The organism is Maribacter polysaccharolyticus (genome assembly GCF_028882255.1).
Taxonomy (GTDB): domain Bacteria; phylum Bacteroidota; class Bacteroidia; order Flavobacteriales; family Flavobacteriaceae; genus Maribacter_A; species Maribacter_A polysaccharolyticus.
The window spans coordinates 567,894-584,236 of record NZ_JARBUY010000002.1; the positions used below are offsets into that span (position 1 = coordinate 567,894).

Consider the following 16,343-nt stretch of genomic DNA (forward strand, 5'->3'; position numbering starts at 1 on the left):
GTGTCAAACCTTTTTTGTGGTCAACTCGCAGATCTTGATGATTACGGCAACGGCCTTGACCATGCTTTCAACAGGTACGTATTCGTACTTTCCGTGGAAGTTGTGGCCGCCTGCGAATATATTCGGACAAGGAAGTCCCATAAAACTTAATTGGGAACCATCGGTTCCCCCGCGTATCGGTTTGATGATCGGGGAAATCCCGATTTCTTCCATTGCGGCTTTCGCTATTTCAACAATATGGAAAACAGGGGTTACTTTTTCCCGCATATTGAAATATTGATCTTCTATGTCCAAGGTTATGCAAGGGCCATGTAAGGCATTTAGTTTGGTGGTTATTTTTTTCAATAGTTCTTTTCTTTCCTCGAACTGTTCCCGGTCATGATCCCTGATGATCAATTCAAATTCGGTATGTTCAATTTCGCCCTTTATATGGTGAACATGAAAAAAACCTTCCCTCCCACTGGTGTTCTGGGGGGTTTCCTCCGGAGGGAGGATACTGATAAATTCATTGGCGATACTGATGGCATTGATCATCTTGCCCTTGGCATAGCCGGGATGCACGCTTTTTCCCGAAACGATGACCTTTGCTTTGGCTGCATTGAAATTTTCATATTCCAATTCCCCGACTTGGCTACCGTCCATGGTGTAGGCCCAATCGGCACCGAACTTTTTTACATCGAATTTATGGGCCCCCCGCCCAATTTCCTCATCCGGCGTAAAGGCCACCCTAATTTTACCGTGTTTTATTTCGGGATGTTTTATCAAATATTCCATGGCCGTTACGATTTCCGCAATTCCGGCCTTGTCGTCGGCTCCAAGTAGGGTGGTGCCATCGGTTGTGATCAAGGTTTGACCCTTGTACTGCAATAGGTCTTCGAAATAATCAGGGGATAATACGATATTCTTCTCTTGGTTCAGGATTATGTCCTTGCCATCATAATCTTTGATGATTTGCGGATTTACCTCGGTTCCACTAAAATCCGGTGAAGTATCGAAGTGGGATATAAAACCTATTACGGGGACCTCTTTTTCGATATTGCTCGGTAAGGTCGCCATAATATAGGCATTGTCATCAATGGTTACGTCTTTCATGCCGATACGTTCCAGTTCATAGGCCAATTCCGTAGCCAAATTCCATTGTTTTTCAGTGCTCGGAGTGGTTTTCGAATTGGGATTGCTTTGTGTATCTATTTGAACATATTCCAAAAAACGGTCGATCAGTTGTTGCATAAGCCAGTTGTTTTTTCAAAAGTACGATTTTGGGGAAATGACAATGCATTTTTCGCAGTAATTTAAATCGTCAAATTATTGATTAGTAATTAATTATGGTAAAATTCCTATCTTATGGTAAATAAATTAACTTAAATGACACTATTATGAAAAAAATCCACTTGATTTTTATGGTATTTCTATTAGGGACCATGAGTTTTGTCAGTGCACAAATTTCCGGAACCGTAGTAGATGAAAATGGGGTGCCTCTTGGTGGCGCTTCCATAGTTATCAAAGGTACCACAACAGGTACTACAACCGATTTTGACGGTAACTTTAGCATTGATGCCAGTTTGGGGGACACTTTGGTCGTTACCTATATTGGCTTTGAGAAAAAACAAGTTGTAATAAATTCTTCGGTAATGAACATCACATTGACATCTGGCATACAGTTGGCCGAGGCAGTTGTTATCGGATCGCGTAACCCCAATAGAACGGCTCTTGAAAGCGCGGTACCCGTAGATGTTATTGATGTTAAAGAGCTCAATAATGTAGCCCCACAGGTAAATTTAAATCAAATCCTTAATTATGTGGCTCCGTCTTTCACTTCGAATACACAGACTATTTCCGATGGTACCGATCATATCGATCCTGCATCCTTACGAGGTTTGGGGCCTGATCAGGTTTTGGTGTTGATTAATGGAAAAAGGCGGCACAATTCTTCGTTGGTCAACGTAAATGGAACGTTCGGTAGAGGAAGTGTCGGTACGGATTTGAATGCAATACCTTCGGCTTCAATAAAGCGATTGGAAGTGTTACGTGATGGAGCCGCGGCACAATATGGTTCCGATGCGATTGCCGGAGTCATAAATATCGTATTGAACGATAATGTTAATGAACTGAGTTTTAAAGTGACGACTGGCGCGAATTTCAGTAAAAATGCAAATGGCCAAACCGGAGGGGTCGATGGTGAAACGGTTAATGTTAGTGCCAATTATGGTTTGCCCATAGGGGATAACGGTGGTTTTATCAATTTTACTGGGGATTTCGACTATCGGGAAGATTATAACCGAATGAAAGAGTGGGAAGGGGATGTCTTTAATCTTTATAATACGGTAGAAAGATTTGCCTTGAATGATGGCTATAATTTGGCCGACCTGTTAGACGATGATGTAGATGATGTTATAACATATGGGAACCAAGCCGGTTTAGGACTTAGTCCGACCGCTACCAAAGAAGAATTACAGGGAATCCTTTCTGCGGATAATACGGAAGCCGAAATATCGGCCAGAGGCCTCCAAAGGAGTGACTTTAATATGCGGGTTGGTCAATCGGCCTTGAGAGGAGGGCGTTTCTTTGCTAATTTTTCATTGCCTTTGGACGATAATGGTACCGAAATGTATTCTTTTGCGGGTATTAGTTCAAGAACCGGGAATTCAGCAGGTTTTTACAGGTTGCCTAACCAAAGTAGGACATATACACCGGCGTATTTCAATGGATTTTTACCTGAAATAAATTCCCAAATAACCGATAAGTCCATTGCTGTGGGAATACGAGGTATGATTTCTGATTGGAACATCGATTTTAGCAACACCTACGGTAAGAATGCGTTTCTTTATATCATAGGGAATACGTTCAATGCATCGCTTCAAAATGCATCACCCACAACATTTGACGCTGGAGGGTTTAACTTTAAGCAAAATACGGTCAACCTGGATATTTCGAAATTCCATGACGATATTATGTCAGGGCTCAATATTGCTTTTGGTGTGGAGTATCGTTTGGAAAATTATGAGATCGAAGCCGGGGAAGAGGCTTCCTATTCCAGATATACGGCAGAAGGGGAGGTTATCACCTTGGCTTCGCAAAGTGCTTCTGAAGACTTCTTTGGAAATTCAAGACCTGGTGGTTCTCAAGTTTTTCCTGGCTTTAGTCCGGATAATGAACTCTCAAGGGGTAGAAGCAGTATAGCCGGTTATTTTGATGTGGAAGCGGACATAAGCGATACCTTCCTGGCAAGTTTTGCAACTCGTTTTGAAGATTATTCCGATTTTGGTTCAACGATTAATTTTAAATTGGCCACTCTGATAAAAGCAACCGAAAACCTGAATCTTAGAGCTGCCTTGAATACCGGTTTTAGGGCGCCATCCTTACATCAATTGAACTTTAATTCCACTTCGACCATTTTCGACCAAAGTGGAAACCCCGTGGAGGTAGGTACTTTCGCCAACGACAGTAGGGCGGCACAGTTGCTCGGGATACCTCAATTAAAAGAAGAAACTTCAAAGAGTATAAGTGTGGGGTTGACCACAAAGTTCCCAGAATCCAATATTACGATTTCCTTGGATGGATATTTTGTAGCCATAGACGACAGGGTGGTTTATACGGGACAGTTCTCTGGTCCGGGTACTGGAACGGAACTGGATAATCTGTTGATCCAGGCCAATGCATCGGCGGCTTCCTTTTTCGCCAATGCGATTGACACGGAATCAAGGGGGATCGATGCCGTTGTTACTTGGGATCTGGCCGTAGGCAATGCCCATAAATTGATGAATACCTTATCCGCTACTTTTTCAAAGACTAAAAAAGTAGGGGACATAAATGCTTCCCAGGTTTTGGAAGATGCGGGATTAGTGGATACATATTTCGCTGAAGATAGTAGGGTTTATCTCGAAGAAGCAGTCCCAAGGACCAAGATTAATCTGTCCCATATGTTGAATGTGGATAATTTGAATTTCTTTTTAAGGAATGTTTTTTTTGGTAAAGTTACCGAGGCTACTACCAATGTGGGATTGCAACAAGAATTTGGTACAAAAATAGTGACGGATTTATCTGTGGGCTATAATTTATCCGAAAGTAGTACGATTACCATAGGTGCCAATAACCTATTGGATATTTATCCTGATAGGGCCAAGGAATCCATTACGTATGTAGATGAAAACGGGATTACCCAAACAGGAACGAATAGGAGTGGGGGAAGATTTGATTGGTCCCGAAGGGCACAACAATTTGGTATTGGAGGCAGATTTTTATTTGCAAGATTGAGTTTCACGCTGAAATGATTATAAATTACCTCATGACCCATTAAAGGCCTCCATTTATAGGAGGCCTTTTTCTTAATGGATTTGGGTGCCTCGATTACGGTATTACTCATCTTGTTTTAATCAGGAAGAAGTGTCTTTTTCAATAGAAAGGTTTTCAGGATCGAATTTGAAAATGGCCAAAAGGTTATTTCAGAAGCCTGTTTTTAAAATGCAGATAATAATTAGTATTTTACTCCCGCTTTTTAAGGATAGACGTACCCTACATGAAAAAAGGATTGTTTGGTTTCATTTTTATGTTTTTGGCATTTATCCCCCAAGGGATACATGCACAGGAAGATTGTATTCTAGGGGTTGGGATTACCCCGGATTCTACCTTGGTCAGGGTTTTTCAACTCAATGGGGAACAGGCCGAAAAAATCAGGAATTGGAGTGCCGAGTTGAAATATAGGAATGAACTGTTGACCAATGAAGCCGACAATCTATTGAAACGCCACCCACAAAATTCTCCTGCCGAACTCGTCGTTTTGGCCGAAAAGTACAAGGCGATAAGTGATAGTTTGGTCACGATTCAGCGCATGATCGATATGCGCACCTTGAAATTATTGAACGGCAAACAGTATGGGCTGTATTTGGAACTTTGTGAAAAAGCCTTTCGCCAACCTTATCGAGTTATACCTATGAAATACCAAGACAGTATATCCGAGAAATGATATTAACCTAAATGTGTTGACAAAATTGGGATATTAAGTCTGAATACTGGAGGCGAGTTCGTATTTTTGTTAAAATTTCCGAGTAATCCATGTATAAAATACTAGTTCGCCCAATTCTTTTTTTAATGGATCCCGAAAGGGTACATCACCTTACCTTTTCAATCATCCGTTGTTTGGGTAAGTTAGGTATTACGAACCTATATAAATCGGTCTTTGCGATTGAGGATAAATCGTTGGAAAAAGAAGTTTTCGGACTAAAATTCAAAAATCCTGTTGGACTTGCCGCAGGTTTTGACAAGGAGGCCAATTTGTACAATGAGCTGTCGGACTTTGGTTTCGGGTTCATAGAAATAGGGACCCTAACCCCGAAGCCCCAAAGTGGGAACCCGAAGAAACGGATTTTTAGGCTTAAGGCCGATGAAGCCCTGATCAATCGTATGGGATTTAATAACAAGGGGGTTTTTGATGCTGTTGATCGATTGAAAAAGCAGCATAAGGTTATCATCGGGGGTAATATTGGAAAGAACAAAGTGACACCGAATGCGGATGCCATAAAGGATTACCTCATTTGTTTTGATGCCCTTTTCCCCCATGTGGATTACTTTGTGGTCAACGTTAGTTCTCCCAATACACCTGGATTGAGGGAGCTTCAGGATAAAGAGCCTTTGACGGCCCTTTTAAAGGAGCTTAAGCATGAGAATGCCAAAATAGCCAAGGCCCATTCAGGGGTATCGGAAAAGCCTATTTTGTTGAAAATAGCCCCGGATTTGACCAATGACCAATTGTTGGATATTATCAACATTGTGGAAAGCACAAAGATAGATGGTATTATCGCGACCAATACCACCATAGCCCGGGAAGGACTCAACTCTCCTTTGTTGTTGTCTGAGGAAAAAGGGGGGTTAAGTGGTAAACCCTTGAAGGATAGGAGTACCGAAGTGATTCGATTTTTAGCCAATAAGAGCAATAAGGCATTTCCTATTATTGGGGTAGGGGGTATCCATTCTGCCGAGGATGCCATTGAAAAACTGGAAGCCGGTGCGGATTTGGTCCAATTGTATACCGGTTTTATCTATGAAGGTCCCGCCTTGGTCAGGCGAATAAACAAAGCCTTATTGTCCAAAGGGTAAATCTGTTGAAATGTCCTTCAGGATCTGTTTTTTGATGGTTCAATGACCGAAGGAAGGAAATCCGTAGTTTTTAACACTAATAGCTTGCAGTATTGGATTACAATATTCTTTCAACGTTTATAATGGCTTCTGCTGCCTTGGCCATAGCTCCTGGACCCGATAATATATATGTGTTGACACAGAGCATCGTCAACGGGAAGAAACAGGGTATGGCCACCGTTATCGGTTTGGTTTCGGGCTGTTTGGTACATACGACCTTTTTGGCCTTTGGGGTGTCTTTGCTTATTGCGGAAAGCGACCTTGTTTTTTTGTTGATCAAGCTTTTCGGGGCCCTCTATTTGTTTTATTTGGCGTATAAGGTATTTCGGAGTGATGGGCGATTGCAATTGTCAAGCGATCGATTGCCGAAAAACGGGTTCTTCACACTATTTAAACAGGGTTTCTTGATGAACGTCTTGAACCCGAAAGTCGCGATTTTCTATTTGGCCTTTTTTCCGGGTTTCCTTTTTAGTGATTCTTTGAGTACCATAATCCAGTTTTATATATTGGGCCTGGTCTTTATGTTGGTGGCATTCGTGATATTCAGTCTTATCGCCGTTCTTTCCGGTACGATTTCAAAATATATAAAAGGACATTCCAATCTTGGTGTCCTATTGAAATGGCTTCAGGTTTTTGTATTTATCGGGATAGGATTGTTTATCCTATTATCAAATAAATAATGGTAATTTTATAAAGCGTCCAAAGCGAAGAATATGACCGATAAGGTGAAAATAATCGAATGTCCACGGGATGCCATGCAGGGTATCAAGGACTTTATTCCAACGGAGAAAAAGGTTAAATACATTCAATCTTTATTAGGGTGCGGTTTTGATACGTTGGATTTCGGGAGTTTCGTTTCACCCAAGGCCATACCGCAAATGGCCGATACCGCTGAGGTTTTGGCCGGGCTCGACCTTTCCCGTACTACCAGTAAATTGCTGGCCATTGTCGCTAATGTCAGGGGTGCCGAAGCAGCCGTGGAGCATGGAAGAATAGATTATCTCGGGTATCCGTTTTCGATCTCCGAAAATTTTCAAATGCGTAATACGCATAAGACCATCGCGCAATCGGTAGAAACCTTGAGGGAAATATTGCATATTGCAAATGCGAATGGTAAGGAAGTGGTTACCTATATATCCATGGGGTTTGGAAATCCGTACGGTGATCCATGGAATGTGGATATCGTGGGGGATTGGACCGAACAATTGGCCGAAATGGGAGCGCGGATTTTATCCCTTTCCGATACCGTGGGTACTTCGACCCCGGAGAATATCGAATACCTGTTTTCCGATCTAATCCCGAAATACCGGGATATTGAATTCGGGGCACATCTACATACGACCCCTTTAAAATGGCATGAAAAAATCGATGCGGCATTTAGATCGGGTTGCAGAAGGTTCGATGGTGCCATTCAGGGTTTTGGGGGGTGTCCCATGGCCAAGGATGAATTGACGGGTAATATGCCCACTGAAAAAATACTTTCCTATTTTACGGCGAAAAAGGTCGATACCAATGTACATTGGATGACCTTTGAGGCTGCTTATAATAAAGCCTTGGAGCTTTTTCCCCATTATCGATGAACAAGAGTTGTGATATTTTTTAAAGGCTTCTTGTTGGCTCGAACTGCTTTTATTAAGACTTAATTTAAATAAATTTTGTGATAAGCAATTCACAGGGTATATTTGCGCTCAGATTTTTAATAAACTAAACTAAGTCTAAATAAAGATAATAAACAATGAAAAATCCCATACTCTTGCTAGCGATTCTTTTCTGTGCGACGATGTCCGGACAGACCAAGACCGATTCAATTACCCTTAATCCACAAAAACAATTGAATGCCGCACAGCGATTATTGTCCGGAAACTACGCTTCGGCGGTTACTATGGGGGCCTATGGTGAAATGTTGTATAACCAACCAGAAGGTGACAACGGGGAATTGGATGTACAAAGGTTGGTGTTGCTAATGGGTTACCGTTTTAATGATAAAACACAGTTCGTTACTGAAATAGAATTCGAACACGTAGAGGAGGTTTTTGTGGAACAGGCCTTTGTAAACTACAATGTGGCCGATAATGTCAACTTAAGGGGAGGTTTGATGTTGGTGCCAATGGGGATCATTAATGAGTTTCATGAACCCACCACATTCAATGGTACGGAAAGACCTGCGATGGACAATGCGATCGTTCCTACCACATGGAGAGAACTCGGGGTAGGTGTAAGTGGGCGCTTCAATAGTCTGTCATTAGGATACCAAGCTTATTTGTTCAATGGGTTCAAATCTACTGTTGCCGATGATGACGGTGGTGTTTCCGGTGTCCTGAAAGGGTCTAACGGCTTACGTGGTGGTCGTCAAAAGGGAATACAATCCACAATAGACAGTCCGACCCTCTCAACAAAACTGGACTATTATGGGATACCTGGTTTGCGATTGGGCTTCTCCACTTATTTCGGAAAAACACAAGCCGAGGATGATATTGAGACCATTGATGGTGCGAATATCGGTATTTCGATGGTTGGATTGGATGCCCGATATGCCTATGATCGTTTTACGGCACGTGGCCAATTCATCCATGCCTCACTCTCCGATACCGAAGCCTACAATGCCTTGACAGGTAATGATTTGGGAAGTGCCTTGCAAGGTTGGTATGTTGAAGGGGCCTTCAATTTACTACCGGTACAAAACGATCAGAAATTATTTGTTTTCACTCGTTATGAAAGGTACGATACCCATGCTTCCACTGCTGGTTCCTTAGTCAAAAACGAGGCTTATGACCGTACCGATGTTACATCGGGGCTTACCTACCATATTGCCCCTGGTGTTGTCTTAAAAGGGGATTATCAGTTTAGAAGTAATGCCGCCGATAACAGTGAAGTCCAAAATAGGCTGAATTTTGGTATAGGCGTTTGGTTCTAATTCCTTCATCCTTAAGGGTACTATAAAAAAATAAAAGTACAATACTATTGAGAGTCATTCTAAATTAATATTTTTACGTTATGCGTAAGTCAAATCGTTTTTACGGATTATCCATAGTATTATGTTTTTTATTGATGGGCTATGGTTTGCCCAAAAATATTGAGAAGAAAGTACATAAAGAACTTGAGAAGGTTTTCTTGGAGACCGGTATTCAATTGAATGCCATAAAGGTAGGGGATGTGTTGAATGCGAAACTGCCTAAGAAGCTAAATGGGGATAATTTTTTCAAGGTTTACAAAGATAGCACTGATTTAGGGTATGTTTTTGTGGATAAAGCGCCAAGTAAAACGGCCCAGTTCGATTATATGGTGGTTTTTAATGCGGAATTGAAGATCGTTCACACCAAGGTATTGGTCTACAGGGAAGAGTATGGTGGCGAGATCGGTAGTAAACGTTGGTTGAAACAGTTTCTGGGTAAAACGGCCGGGGATCGTGTAGATCACGAAAGAAATATTGACGGCATTGCCGGGGCGACCATTTCGGTGCGATCGATGACTTCTGCCATGGATCAAATCCTGCAAACGATAGGTGTGTTGAAAGCAAAGAACGTATTGTAATGCAATTAAACGGACTTCTTTCCACTTTGTCAAAAGAGATAAGGGTTTTTATAGCTGCCTTTGTGGTCGTGCTTTCCATTGGTTTTTATACAGGCTTGCTCTTTATCAATGAGACCCGTTCAACTTCCATAGGTGGAATCGAGGAAAATTATTTGGGTAACGAGGAGGATGAGGATGCGGAGGTCATGAAATTCAAGAAAAGTGATCGTGAAATGCTGACCATTGTCCATACCCATATTCTTTCGATGTCCATGATTTTTTTCCTTCTTGGGAGTTTGGTTTGGATGACCGATATTTCCAGGAACTATAAGTTATTTTTGACCGTAGAGCCATTTTTATCGGTGATATTGACTTTCGGGGGAATTTATTTTTTATGGACCGGGGTCGATTGGATGAAATATATTGTCCTGTTTTCCGGTGTTTTGATGACAGTGACCTTTATGGTTTCCTCTCTCGTGGTCCTTTATAAACTGACCCAAAGTACGGCTCCTGTCCATTAAATGCGATGGTTGTAATGAATTCATATTAAAAGTAGTATATTTGCACGCAATTAATCCTTAATTGCATGGAAGCTCACCAAAATAAAATTCTCGGGGAAGGTTTAACGTATGATGACGTATTGCTTGTACCTGCATTTTCAGAAATACTGCCTCGCGAGGTAAGTATCAAGACCAAATTCACTAGAAACATTACCATCAATGTGCCCATAGTTTCTGCGGCCATGGATACGGTTACCGAATCCAGAATGGCCATTGCCATTGCCCAAGAGGGGGGGGTAGGTGTTTTGCACAAGAACATGACCATAGAGCAACAGGCGATGAAAGTCCGAAAGGTAAAACGTGCCGAAAGCGGAATGATCATAGATCCGGTGACCTTGCCTTCCACGGCCTTGGTCAAAGATGCCAAAGCCAGTATGGAGGAGTACAGTATTGGTGGGATTCCGATCATTGACGATGAAGGTATATTGATCGGTATTGTTACGAATCGCGATCTTCGGTTCGAGAAAAACAATGAAAGGCCGATTGCAGAGGTTATGACTTCCGAGAATTTGGTTACCGTAAGCGAAGGTACATCCTTGGAACAGGCGGAAGACATTTTACAGGAATATAAAATCGAAAAACTCCCGGTAGTTGGGCCCAACAATAAATTGATAGGGCTGATCACTTTTCGGGATATTACCAAGTTGACCCAAAAACCCAGTGCGAACAAAGATCAATTTGGTCGACTTCGGGTTGCCGCGGCCTTAGGGGTAACTGCGGATGCCGTCGATCGTGCCGAAGCATTGGTCAACGCAGGTGTCGATGCCGTTGTCATTGATACGGCCCATGGCCATACCAAAGGGGTGGTCAATGTACTTAAGGAAGTAAAAAAGAAATTCCCGAAATTGGAAGTCATTGTGGGTAATATCGCCACTGGGGAGGCTGCCAAATATTTGGTGGAAGCAGGTGCGGATGCGGTAAAAGTCGGAATCGGACCGGGGTCTATTTGTACTACCAGGGTAGTGGCAGGGGTCGGTTTTCCGCAATTTTCGGCAGTTCTTGAAGTTGCTGCGGCGATAAAAGGCAGTGGGGTTCCCGTAATTGCCGATGGGGGTATCCGATATACGGGGGATATACCCAAAGCCATTGCAGCAGGGGCTGATACGGTTATGTTGGGTTCATTGTTGGCCGGTACCAAGGAATCCCCGGGTGAAACCATTATTTATGAAGGCAGGAAATTCAAATCCTACCGTGGTATGGGTTCTGTCGAAGCCATGAAAAAAGGATCGAAAGACCGATATTTTCAAGATGTTGAAGATGACATTAAAAAATTGGTTCCGGAAGGAATCGTGGGTCGTGTACCTTATAAGGGAGAACTCTATGAAAGCATCCATCAGTTTGTAGGTGGTCTACGGGCAGGTATGGGGTATTGCGGTGCCAAGGATATCGAGACATTAAAGGAAAACGGACGATTTGTTAAGATTACCGCTAGTGGGATCAATGAAAGTCACCCCCATGATGTAACCATTACAAAGGAATCCCCGAATTATAGTCGATAAAAAATCCTTACCGAATGATAATCGGAAGATAAAAAAAAGAGCTGTTTCTTAGAAACAGCTCTTTTTTTTTTTTGTTTGTGTTGAATAGCTTTATTTGCTTTGGCCACTATAGGTCTGCCAATCTTTTTCCAAATAAATATTGTCCCCGAAATACCTTGCAATGTTTAGGAAGGGTTCGGGTTTTTGGTACCCGGGTACTGGGGAAAGCATGTTCATTTGCTCATCAAGGAATATGGTGGTCGGATAACTTAAACGGCCTTGCATTAAGGCAGCGGCAAATTCATGGTATCCTTTTCTTCCCGAGGGTACAAAATTGTACGTCTGTCCCCTGAATTCAATAGGTTCCTTACCTTCACCATCCAATTTCACCATATAAAACGTTGAGGCCATATAAGCGGCTACATCGGGATGCTGAAAAGTATCCTTGTCCATTTTTTTACACCATCCACACCAGTCCGTATACACATCAATGAACATCTTTTTGGGATTTTCATCGGTTTGGGCCCGTTCTACGGCTTGATCCCAACTCAACCATTCGACTTCTTGGGCATTTCCGATTAAGGATAATAATCCAATGAACAGGAATAAGGGAAATTTATTTAAAGGGTTTATACTTGATTTCATACTGATTAGTTTTGCGATTTAGTCGAACCGACTCCACAAAGCTAACGATTATTTATAACCTTTATTTTGCAACTGCTTCCTCTTTGATGGGGGAAAACAGATCTTTTGGGTCTGTTTGGTTTTTGATAAGGTCATCAAAAGTCTCCCTTTCCCGAATTAAAATGGCCTTTCCTTTGTGCCAAAGTACTTCTGCTGGCCTGTATCTGGAATTATAGTTGCTGGCCATGGTAAAACAATAGGCACCTGCATTTTTAAAACAAAGGATGTCCCCTTCGGTTATCTCATTGATCCGACGGTTATTGCCGAAAGTGTCGGTTTCACAGATGTAACCTACCACAGAGTAGTAGCGTTCCCTGCCTTCGGGATTCGAGATGTTTTCGATACTGTGGTTGGCCCCGTACAACATGGGACGGATCAAATGGTTGAAACCGGAATCGACACTGGCAAAGACCGTAGAGGTCGTTTGTTTTACAACATTTACTTTAGCCAAGAAGAATCCAGCTTCACTGACCAAAAACTTGCCGGGCTCAAAGGCCAAAGTGAGTTGCTTGCCGTACTCCTTGCAAAAAGCATTGAACCTATCGGTCAATTTTTTACCTAATTCCTCAACATTGGTTTCAATATCACCTTCTTTGTAGGGGACTTTAAAGCCGCTTCCAAAATCGATGAAATTCAAGTTCTTGAAATTTTTGGCCGTTTCGAAAAGGATTTCGGAGGCATAAAGGAACACGTCGATATCCAAAATGTCACTACCGGTATGCATATGAATACCATTGATGTTCATTTGGGTCAATTCAACAATGCGTAACAAATGCGGGATTTGATGAATGCTGATTCCGAATTTTGAATCGATATGCCCTACGGAGATGTTTGAATTGCCTCCGGCCATTACATGGGGATTGATACGGATACAAACAGGGATGTCCGGATGCTTGCTTCCAAATTGTTCCAGTACCGACAAATTGTCGATATTGATCTGTACCCCTAATTTTGCCGCCTCCTCGATTTCTTCCAAGGAAACGCCATTAGGTGTATATATGATGGATTCCGGTTTAAAACCGGCCAATAGTCCGAGTTGTACTTCCTGAATCGAAACCGTATCCAACCCACTGCCCAAACTGTTCATTAAACGCAATATGGAAATATTGGAAAGGGCTTTGGCGGCATAGTTCAATCGCAAATGCTTGACCCCTTTAAAGGCATTCGTCAACCTATTGAATTGGGAAATGATTTTTTCGGAATCATAAACATACACTGGGTTACCGTATGTTTTGGCGATTTTTAATAAATCAGCATTCTTCATTGTTATCCTTTTGATTTTGAGCAAAACTAGGATTCTATTTCGATTTGGACAAAAAAATCCAACTTTAAATAATAAATAAAACAAAATGTTGTAAATATAACATTTTAAAGGGGGTGCTGTATTTGTTACAATCGATAGGGAGTTGTATTTTTAAACAAAAGAATGTCATGTTGCTACCTTTATTTCCTTTAAAATCCATCTTTTTTCCAGGGGAGACCGTACCGCTCCATATTTTTGAGGAACGGTATAAGCAACTGATAAGGGATTGTCGCAACGAGGCGCTTACCTTCGGTATTCCTGTCTATATCCATAAGCAGATAGCTTATGGTACCGAGGTGCAGCTGGTAGAGGTCGTGAATACATATAAAGGAGGTGAGATGGATGTGGTATGTGTGGGCCGTCAGGTATTCAAGGTATTGTCTTTTCAAAATCAATTGCCCTATAAATTATATGCAGGGGGTGAGGTGGAATTTTTGGAAGATATACGTAATGCCTCCGATGAACTGAAAGTTGGTGTTCTGGGTAAGATAAAAGTCCTCTATGGTCTTATGGATGTCCCATTTAGGGCCGATCCGGTCGAAAAATTCAATATTTACCGATTGATCCATAAAATCGGTCTTTCCTTTGAACAGGAATATCAACTGTTGCAAATGCAGACCGAAAAGGAGCGATTGGAGTATATCAACAGGCATTTGTCAACGACCATAGGCGTATTGAAGGAGGTCGATAGAACTAAGGGGGCCATTAAAATGAACGGTGATTTCAAAAATTTCGATCCCTTGGATTTTGAGGATTTCAAAATTCGCTAAAACCGCGGAAAATCATTAGGGTAGATCCTGTGCGTTTCCTATTTTTGTTTTCAAACATATAACAAATCCATATGAACCTTCACGAATATCAAGGAAAAGAAATCTTAGAAAGTTTTGGTGTACGCATACAAAGGGGTATCGTAGCACATAGTCCCAAGGAAGCTGTTGCGGCGGCAAAGCAATTAACCGCGGAAACGGGAACGGGTTGGCATGTCATTAAAGCGCAAGTGCACGCCGGTGGTCGTGGAAAAGGTGGTGGAGTAAAACTGGCCAAAAACCTTCAGGAGGTTGAAGATATTGCTGGGCAGATCATCGGGATGAACCTAATTACCCCCCAGACCTCTGCGGAAGGTAAGAAAGTCCATCAAGTTTTGATAGCGGAAGACGTATATTACCCAGGCGAAAGTGAAACAAGTGAATTTTACATGTCCGTATTATTGGATCGTAGTAAGGGTCGTAATATGATCATGTATTCCACGGAGGGTGGAATGGATATCGAGGAAGTAGCGGAAAAAACCCCCCATTTGATATTTACGGAGGAAATAGATCCGGCAACGGGAATATTGCCTTTTCAAGCGCGTAAGATCGCGTTCAATTTAGGGCTTTCGGGTACGGCCTTCAAGGAAATGACCAAATTCGTAACCTCGTTATATAAGGCTTATGTGGAAAGTGATTCGAACATGTTCGAAATCAATCCGGTATTAAAGACGTCCGATAATTTGATCATGGCGGTAGATGCTAAGGTTTCCATTGATGACAATGCTTTGTATCGTAGAAAGCAATATGCCGAGATGCGTGATTTAAGGGAAGAAAATCCAATTGAGGTAGAAGCGAGGTCCGTTGGACTGAGTTATGTTGATTTGGATGGGAATGTAGGTTGTATGGTCAATGGTGCCGGTTTGGCCATGGCTACCATGGACCTTATTAAAATGGCCGGGGGTGAGCCTGCCAACTTTTTGGATGTCGGGGGTACCGCGGATGCCAAAAGGGTTGAGGAAGCTTTCCGTATCATATTGAAAGACCCAGCCGTAAAAGCGATATTGATCAATATTTTCGGTGGTATCGTGCGTTGTGATCGCGTCGCTCAGGGCGTTGTTGATGCCTATAAGAACATGGGGGATGCCATTAAGGTGCCGATTATTGTCCGTTTACAGGGGACCAATGCGGAATTGGCGAAAGAGATCATCGATACTTCAGGATTGGCGGTGCATTCAGCAGTGCAATTTCAGGAAGCTGCCGATAAAGTTAAAGAGGTATTGAGCTAGAGCTACCCTATTCTGAGTTAAGGATATAAAGGGCGACGCAGCAATGTGTCGCCCTTTTTTTGTGTCATTGAAAGTTTCCTGAATGTTATGGGTTTTAAGTTATGGTTAAACCTTTGGGCGACCTGTCCGTAATTGGTAAATCTTGTTTTTCTTTGCCCAAGAATTAAGGATATCATTATTTAAATTTATGTTAAATGAGAATATCGTTGTAACAAACTCGATTCTAAGGCGTCTTTTAAACAATCATCAATTATTCATCAATCATTAAACGAACAAATCATGAGAAAATTAAGTTTAGTATTTGTAGCTGCGATGTTACTAATGACCGGTAGTAGTTTTGCCAATAACCCCGTAAATGAAAATCCGGTAAAGCAATTATCAACTCAGATCGGTGAGCTCTTGGATAGCGAAGCCTTACCTGCTGAGTTCGTTGATTTAACGGCACAGGTTAGGTTTACCTTGAACAAAAAAGGGGAGATCGTGGTATTGTCCGTGGATTCGGACCATCAAAAACTCGAAACCTTTGTGAAGTCAAGATTAAACTACAAGAAAGTTGAAGTGGGGGAATTTAAAGAAGGTGCACTGTATACCGTTCCTGTAAGGTTCGCAGGTGTATAATACTTCAAAAAGTTGATTGGATC

Annotated in this window: 15 protein-coding genes; 12 read left to right on the forward strand and 3 right to left on the reverse strand. The window is 42.0% G+C overall.

From position 1 onward, the window contains the following. Nucleotides 1-3: 3 nt before the first annotated feature. Nucleotides 4-1,230: a peptidase T gene (pepT, locus tag PHU20_RS08400; RefSeq protein WP_274824905.1), complete on the reverse strand. Its 1,227-nt coding sequence runs from the start codon at nucleotides 1,228-1,230 to the stop codon at nucleotides 4-6. A 146-nt stretch (nucleotides 1,231-1,376) separates the two neighbouring features. On the opposite strand from pepT, the gene PHU20_RS08405 reads away from it, so the two are divergent. From PHU20_RS08405 to guaB, 9 genes are all read left to right on the forward strand, one after another. Further along, complete coding sequence (locus tag PHU20_RS08405; RefSeq protein ID WP_274824906.1) at nucleotides 1,377-4,271, forward strand: TonB-dependent receptor; 2,895 nt, start codon at nucleotides 1,377-1,379, stop codon at nucleotides 4,269-4,271. Between the two features lie 245 nt (nucleotides 4,272-4,516). Next, nucleotides 4,517-4,963, forward strand: coding sequence for a hypothetical protein (locus tag PHU20_RS08410; protein ID WP_274824907.1), 447 nt, complete (start codon nucleotides 4,517-4,519; stop codon nucleotides 4,961-4,963). Nucleotides 4,964-5,052: 89 nt separating this feature from the next. Then, complete coding sequence (locus PHU20_RS08415) at nucleotides 5,053-6,093, forward strand: quinone-dependent dihydroorotate dehydrogenase (RefSeq protein WP_274824908.1); 1,041 nt, start codon at nucleotides 5,053-5,055, stop codon at nucleotides 6,091-6,093. A 92-nt stretch (nucleotides 6,094-6,185) separates the two neighbouring features. Further along, complete coding sequence (locus PHU20_RS08420) at nucleotides 6,186-6,812, forward strand: LysE family translocator (RefSeq protein ID WP_274824909.1); 627 nt, start codon at nucleotides 6,186-6,188, stop codon at nucleotides 6,810-6,812. Between the two features lie 33 nt (nucleotides 6,813-6,845). Beyond that, complete coding sequence (locus tag PHU20_RS08425) at nucleotides 6,846-7,712, forward strand: hydroxymethylglutaryl-CoA lyase (RefSeq protein WP_274824910.1); 867 nt, start codon at nucleotides 6,846-6,848, stop codon at nucleotides 7,710-7,712. Nucleotides 7,713-7,867: 155 nt separating this feature from the next. Beyond that, nucleotides 7,868-9,046 (forward strand): porin family protein, encoded by a 1,179-nt coding sequence (locus tag PHU20_RS08430; RefSeq protein ID WP_274824911.1) that lies wholly within the window; start codon nucleotides 7,868-7,870, stop codon nucleotides 9,044-9,046. 80 nt (nucleotides 9,047-9,126) lie between these two features. After that, nucleotides 9,127-9,663: an FMN-binding protein gene (locus PHU20_RS08435; protein WP_274824912.1), complete on the forward strand. Its 537-nt coding sequence runs from the start codon at nucleotides 9,127-9,129 to the stop codon at nucleotides 9,661-9,663. Then, nucleotides 9,663-10,163, forward strand: coding sequence for a hypothetical protein (locus PHU20_RS08440; protein ID WP_274824913.1), 501 nt, complete (start codon nucleotides 9,663-9,665; stop codon nucleotides 10,161-10,163). Before PHU20_RS08435 ends, PHU20_RS08440 begins: the two co-directional genes overlap by 1 nt. A 65-nt stretch (nucleotides 10,164-10,228) precedes the next feature. After that, nucleotides 10,229-11,701 carry an IMP dehydrogenase gene (gene guaB / locus PHU20_RS08445; RefSeq protein ID WP_274824914.1) on the forward strand — a complete coding sequence of 491 codons (1,473 nt, stop codon included), beginning with the start codon at nucleotides 10,229-10,231 and terminating at the stop codon, nucleotides 11,699-11,701. Between the two features lie 90 nt (nucleotides 11,702-11,791). On the opposite strand, the gene PHU20_RS08450 is transcribed toward guaB, so the two are convergent. Next, nucleotides 11,792-12,325 carry a thioredoxin family protein gene (locus PHU20_RS08450; RefSeq protein WP_274824915.1) on the reverse strand — a complete coding sequence of 178 codons (534 nt, stop codon included), beginning with the start codon at nucleotides 12,323-12,325 and terminating at the stop codon, nucleotides 11,792-11,794. 61 nt (nucleotides 12,326-12,386) lie between these two features. Continuing rightward, nucleotides 12,387-13,628, reverse strand: coding sequence for a diaminopimelate decarboxylase (gene lysA / locus PHU20_RS08455; RefSeq protein WP_274824916.1), 1,242 nt, complete (start codon nucleotides 13,626-13,628; stop codon nucleotides 12,387-12,389). A 167-nt stretch (nucleotides 13,629-13,795) separates the two neighbouring features. Here lysA and PHU20_RS08460 point away from each other — a divergent pair, with 167 nt between their 5' ends. The 3 genes from PHU20_RS08460 to PHU20_RS08470 all read left to right on the forward strand — a co-directional run bounded on the left by PHU20_RS08460 (nucleotide 13,796) and on the right by PHU20_RS08470 (nucleotide 16,320). After that, on the forward strand, nucleotides 13,796-14,437 hold the full coding sequence (locus tag PHU20_RS08460) for an LON peptidase substrate-binding domain-containing protein (RefSeq protein WP_274824917.1): 642 nt from the start codon (nucleotides 13,796-13,798) through the stop codon (nucleotides 14,435-14,437). Nucleotides 14,438-14,508: 71 nt separating this feature from the next. Further along, a complete protein-coding gene (gene sucC / locus PHU20_RS08465) occupies nucleotides 14,509-15,702 on the forward strand; it encodes an ADP-forming succinate--CoA ligase subunit beta (RefSeq protein WP_274824918.1) in 1,194 nt (397 codons plus the stop codon). A gap of 279 nt (nucleotides 15,703-15,981) precedes the next feature. Next, nucleotides 15,982-16,320 (forward strand): hypothetical protein, encoded by a 339-nt coding sequence (locus PHU20_RS08470; RefSeq protein ID WP_274824919.1) that lies wholly within the window; start codon nucleotides 15,982-15,984, stop codon nucleotides 16,318-16,320. Nucleotides 16,321-16,343: the final 23 nt, after the last annotated feature.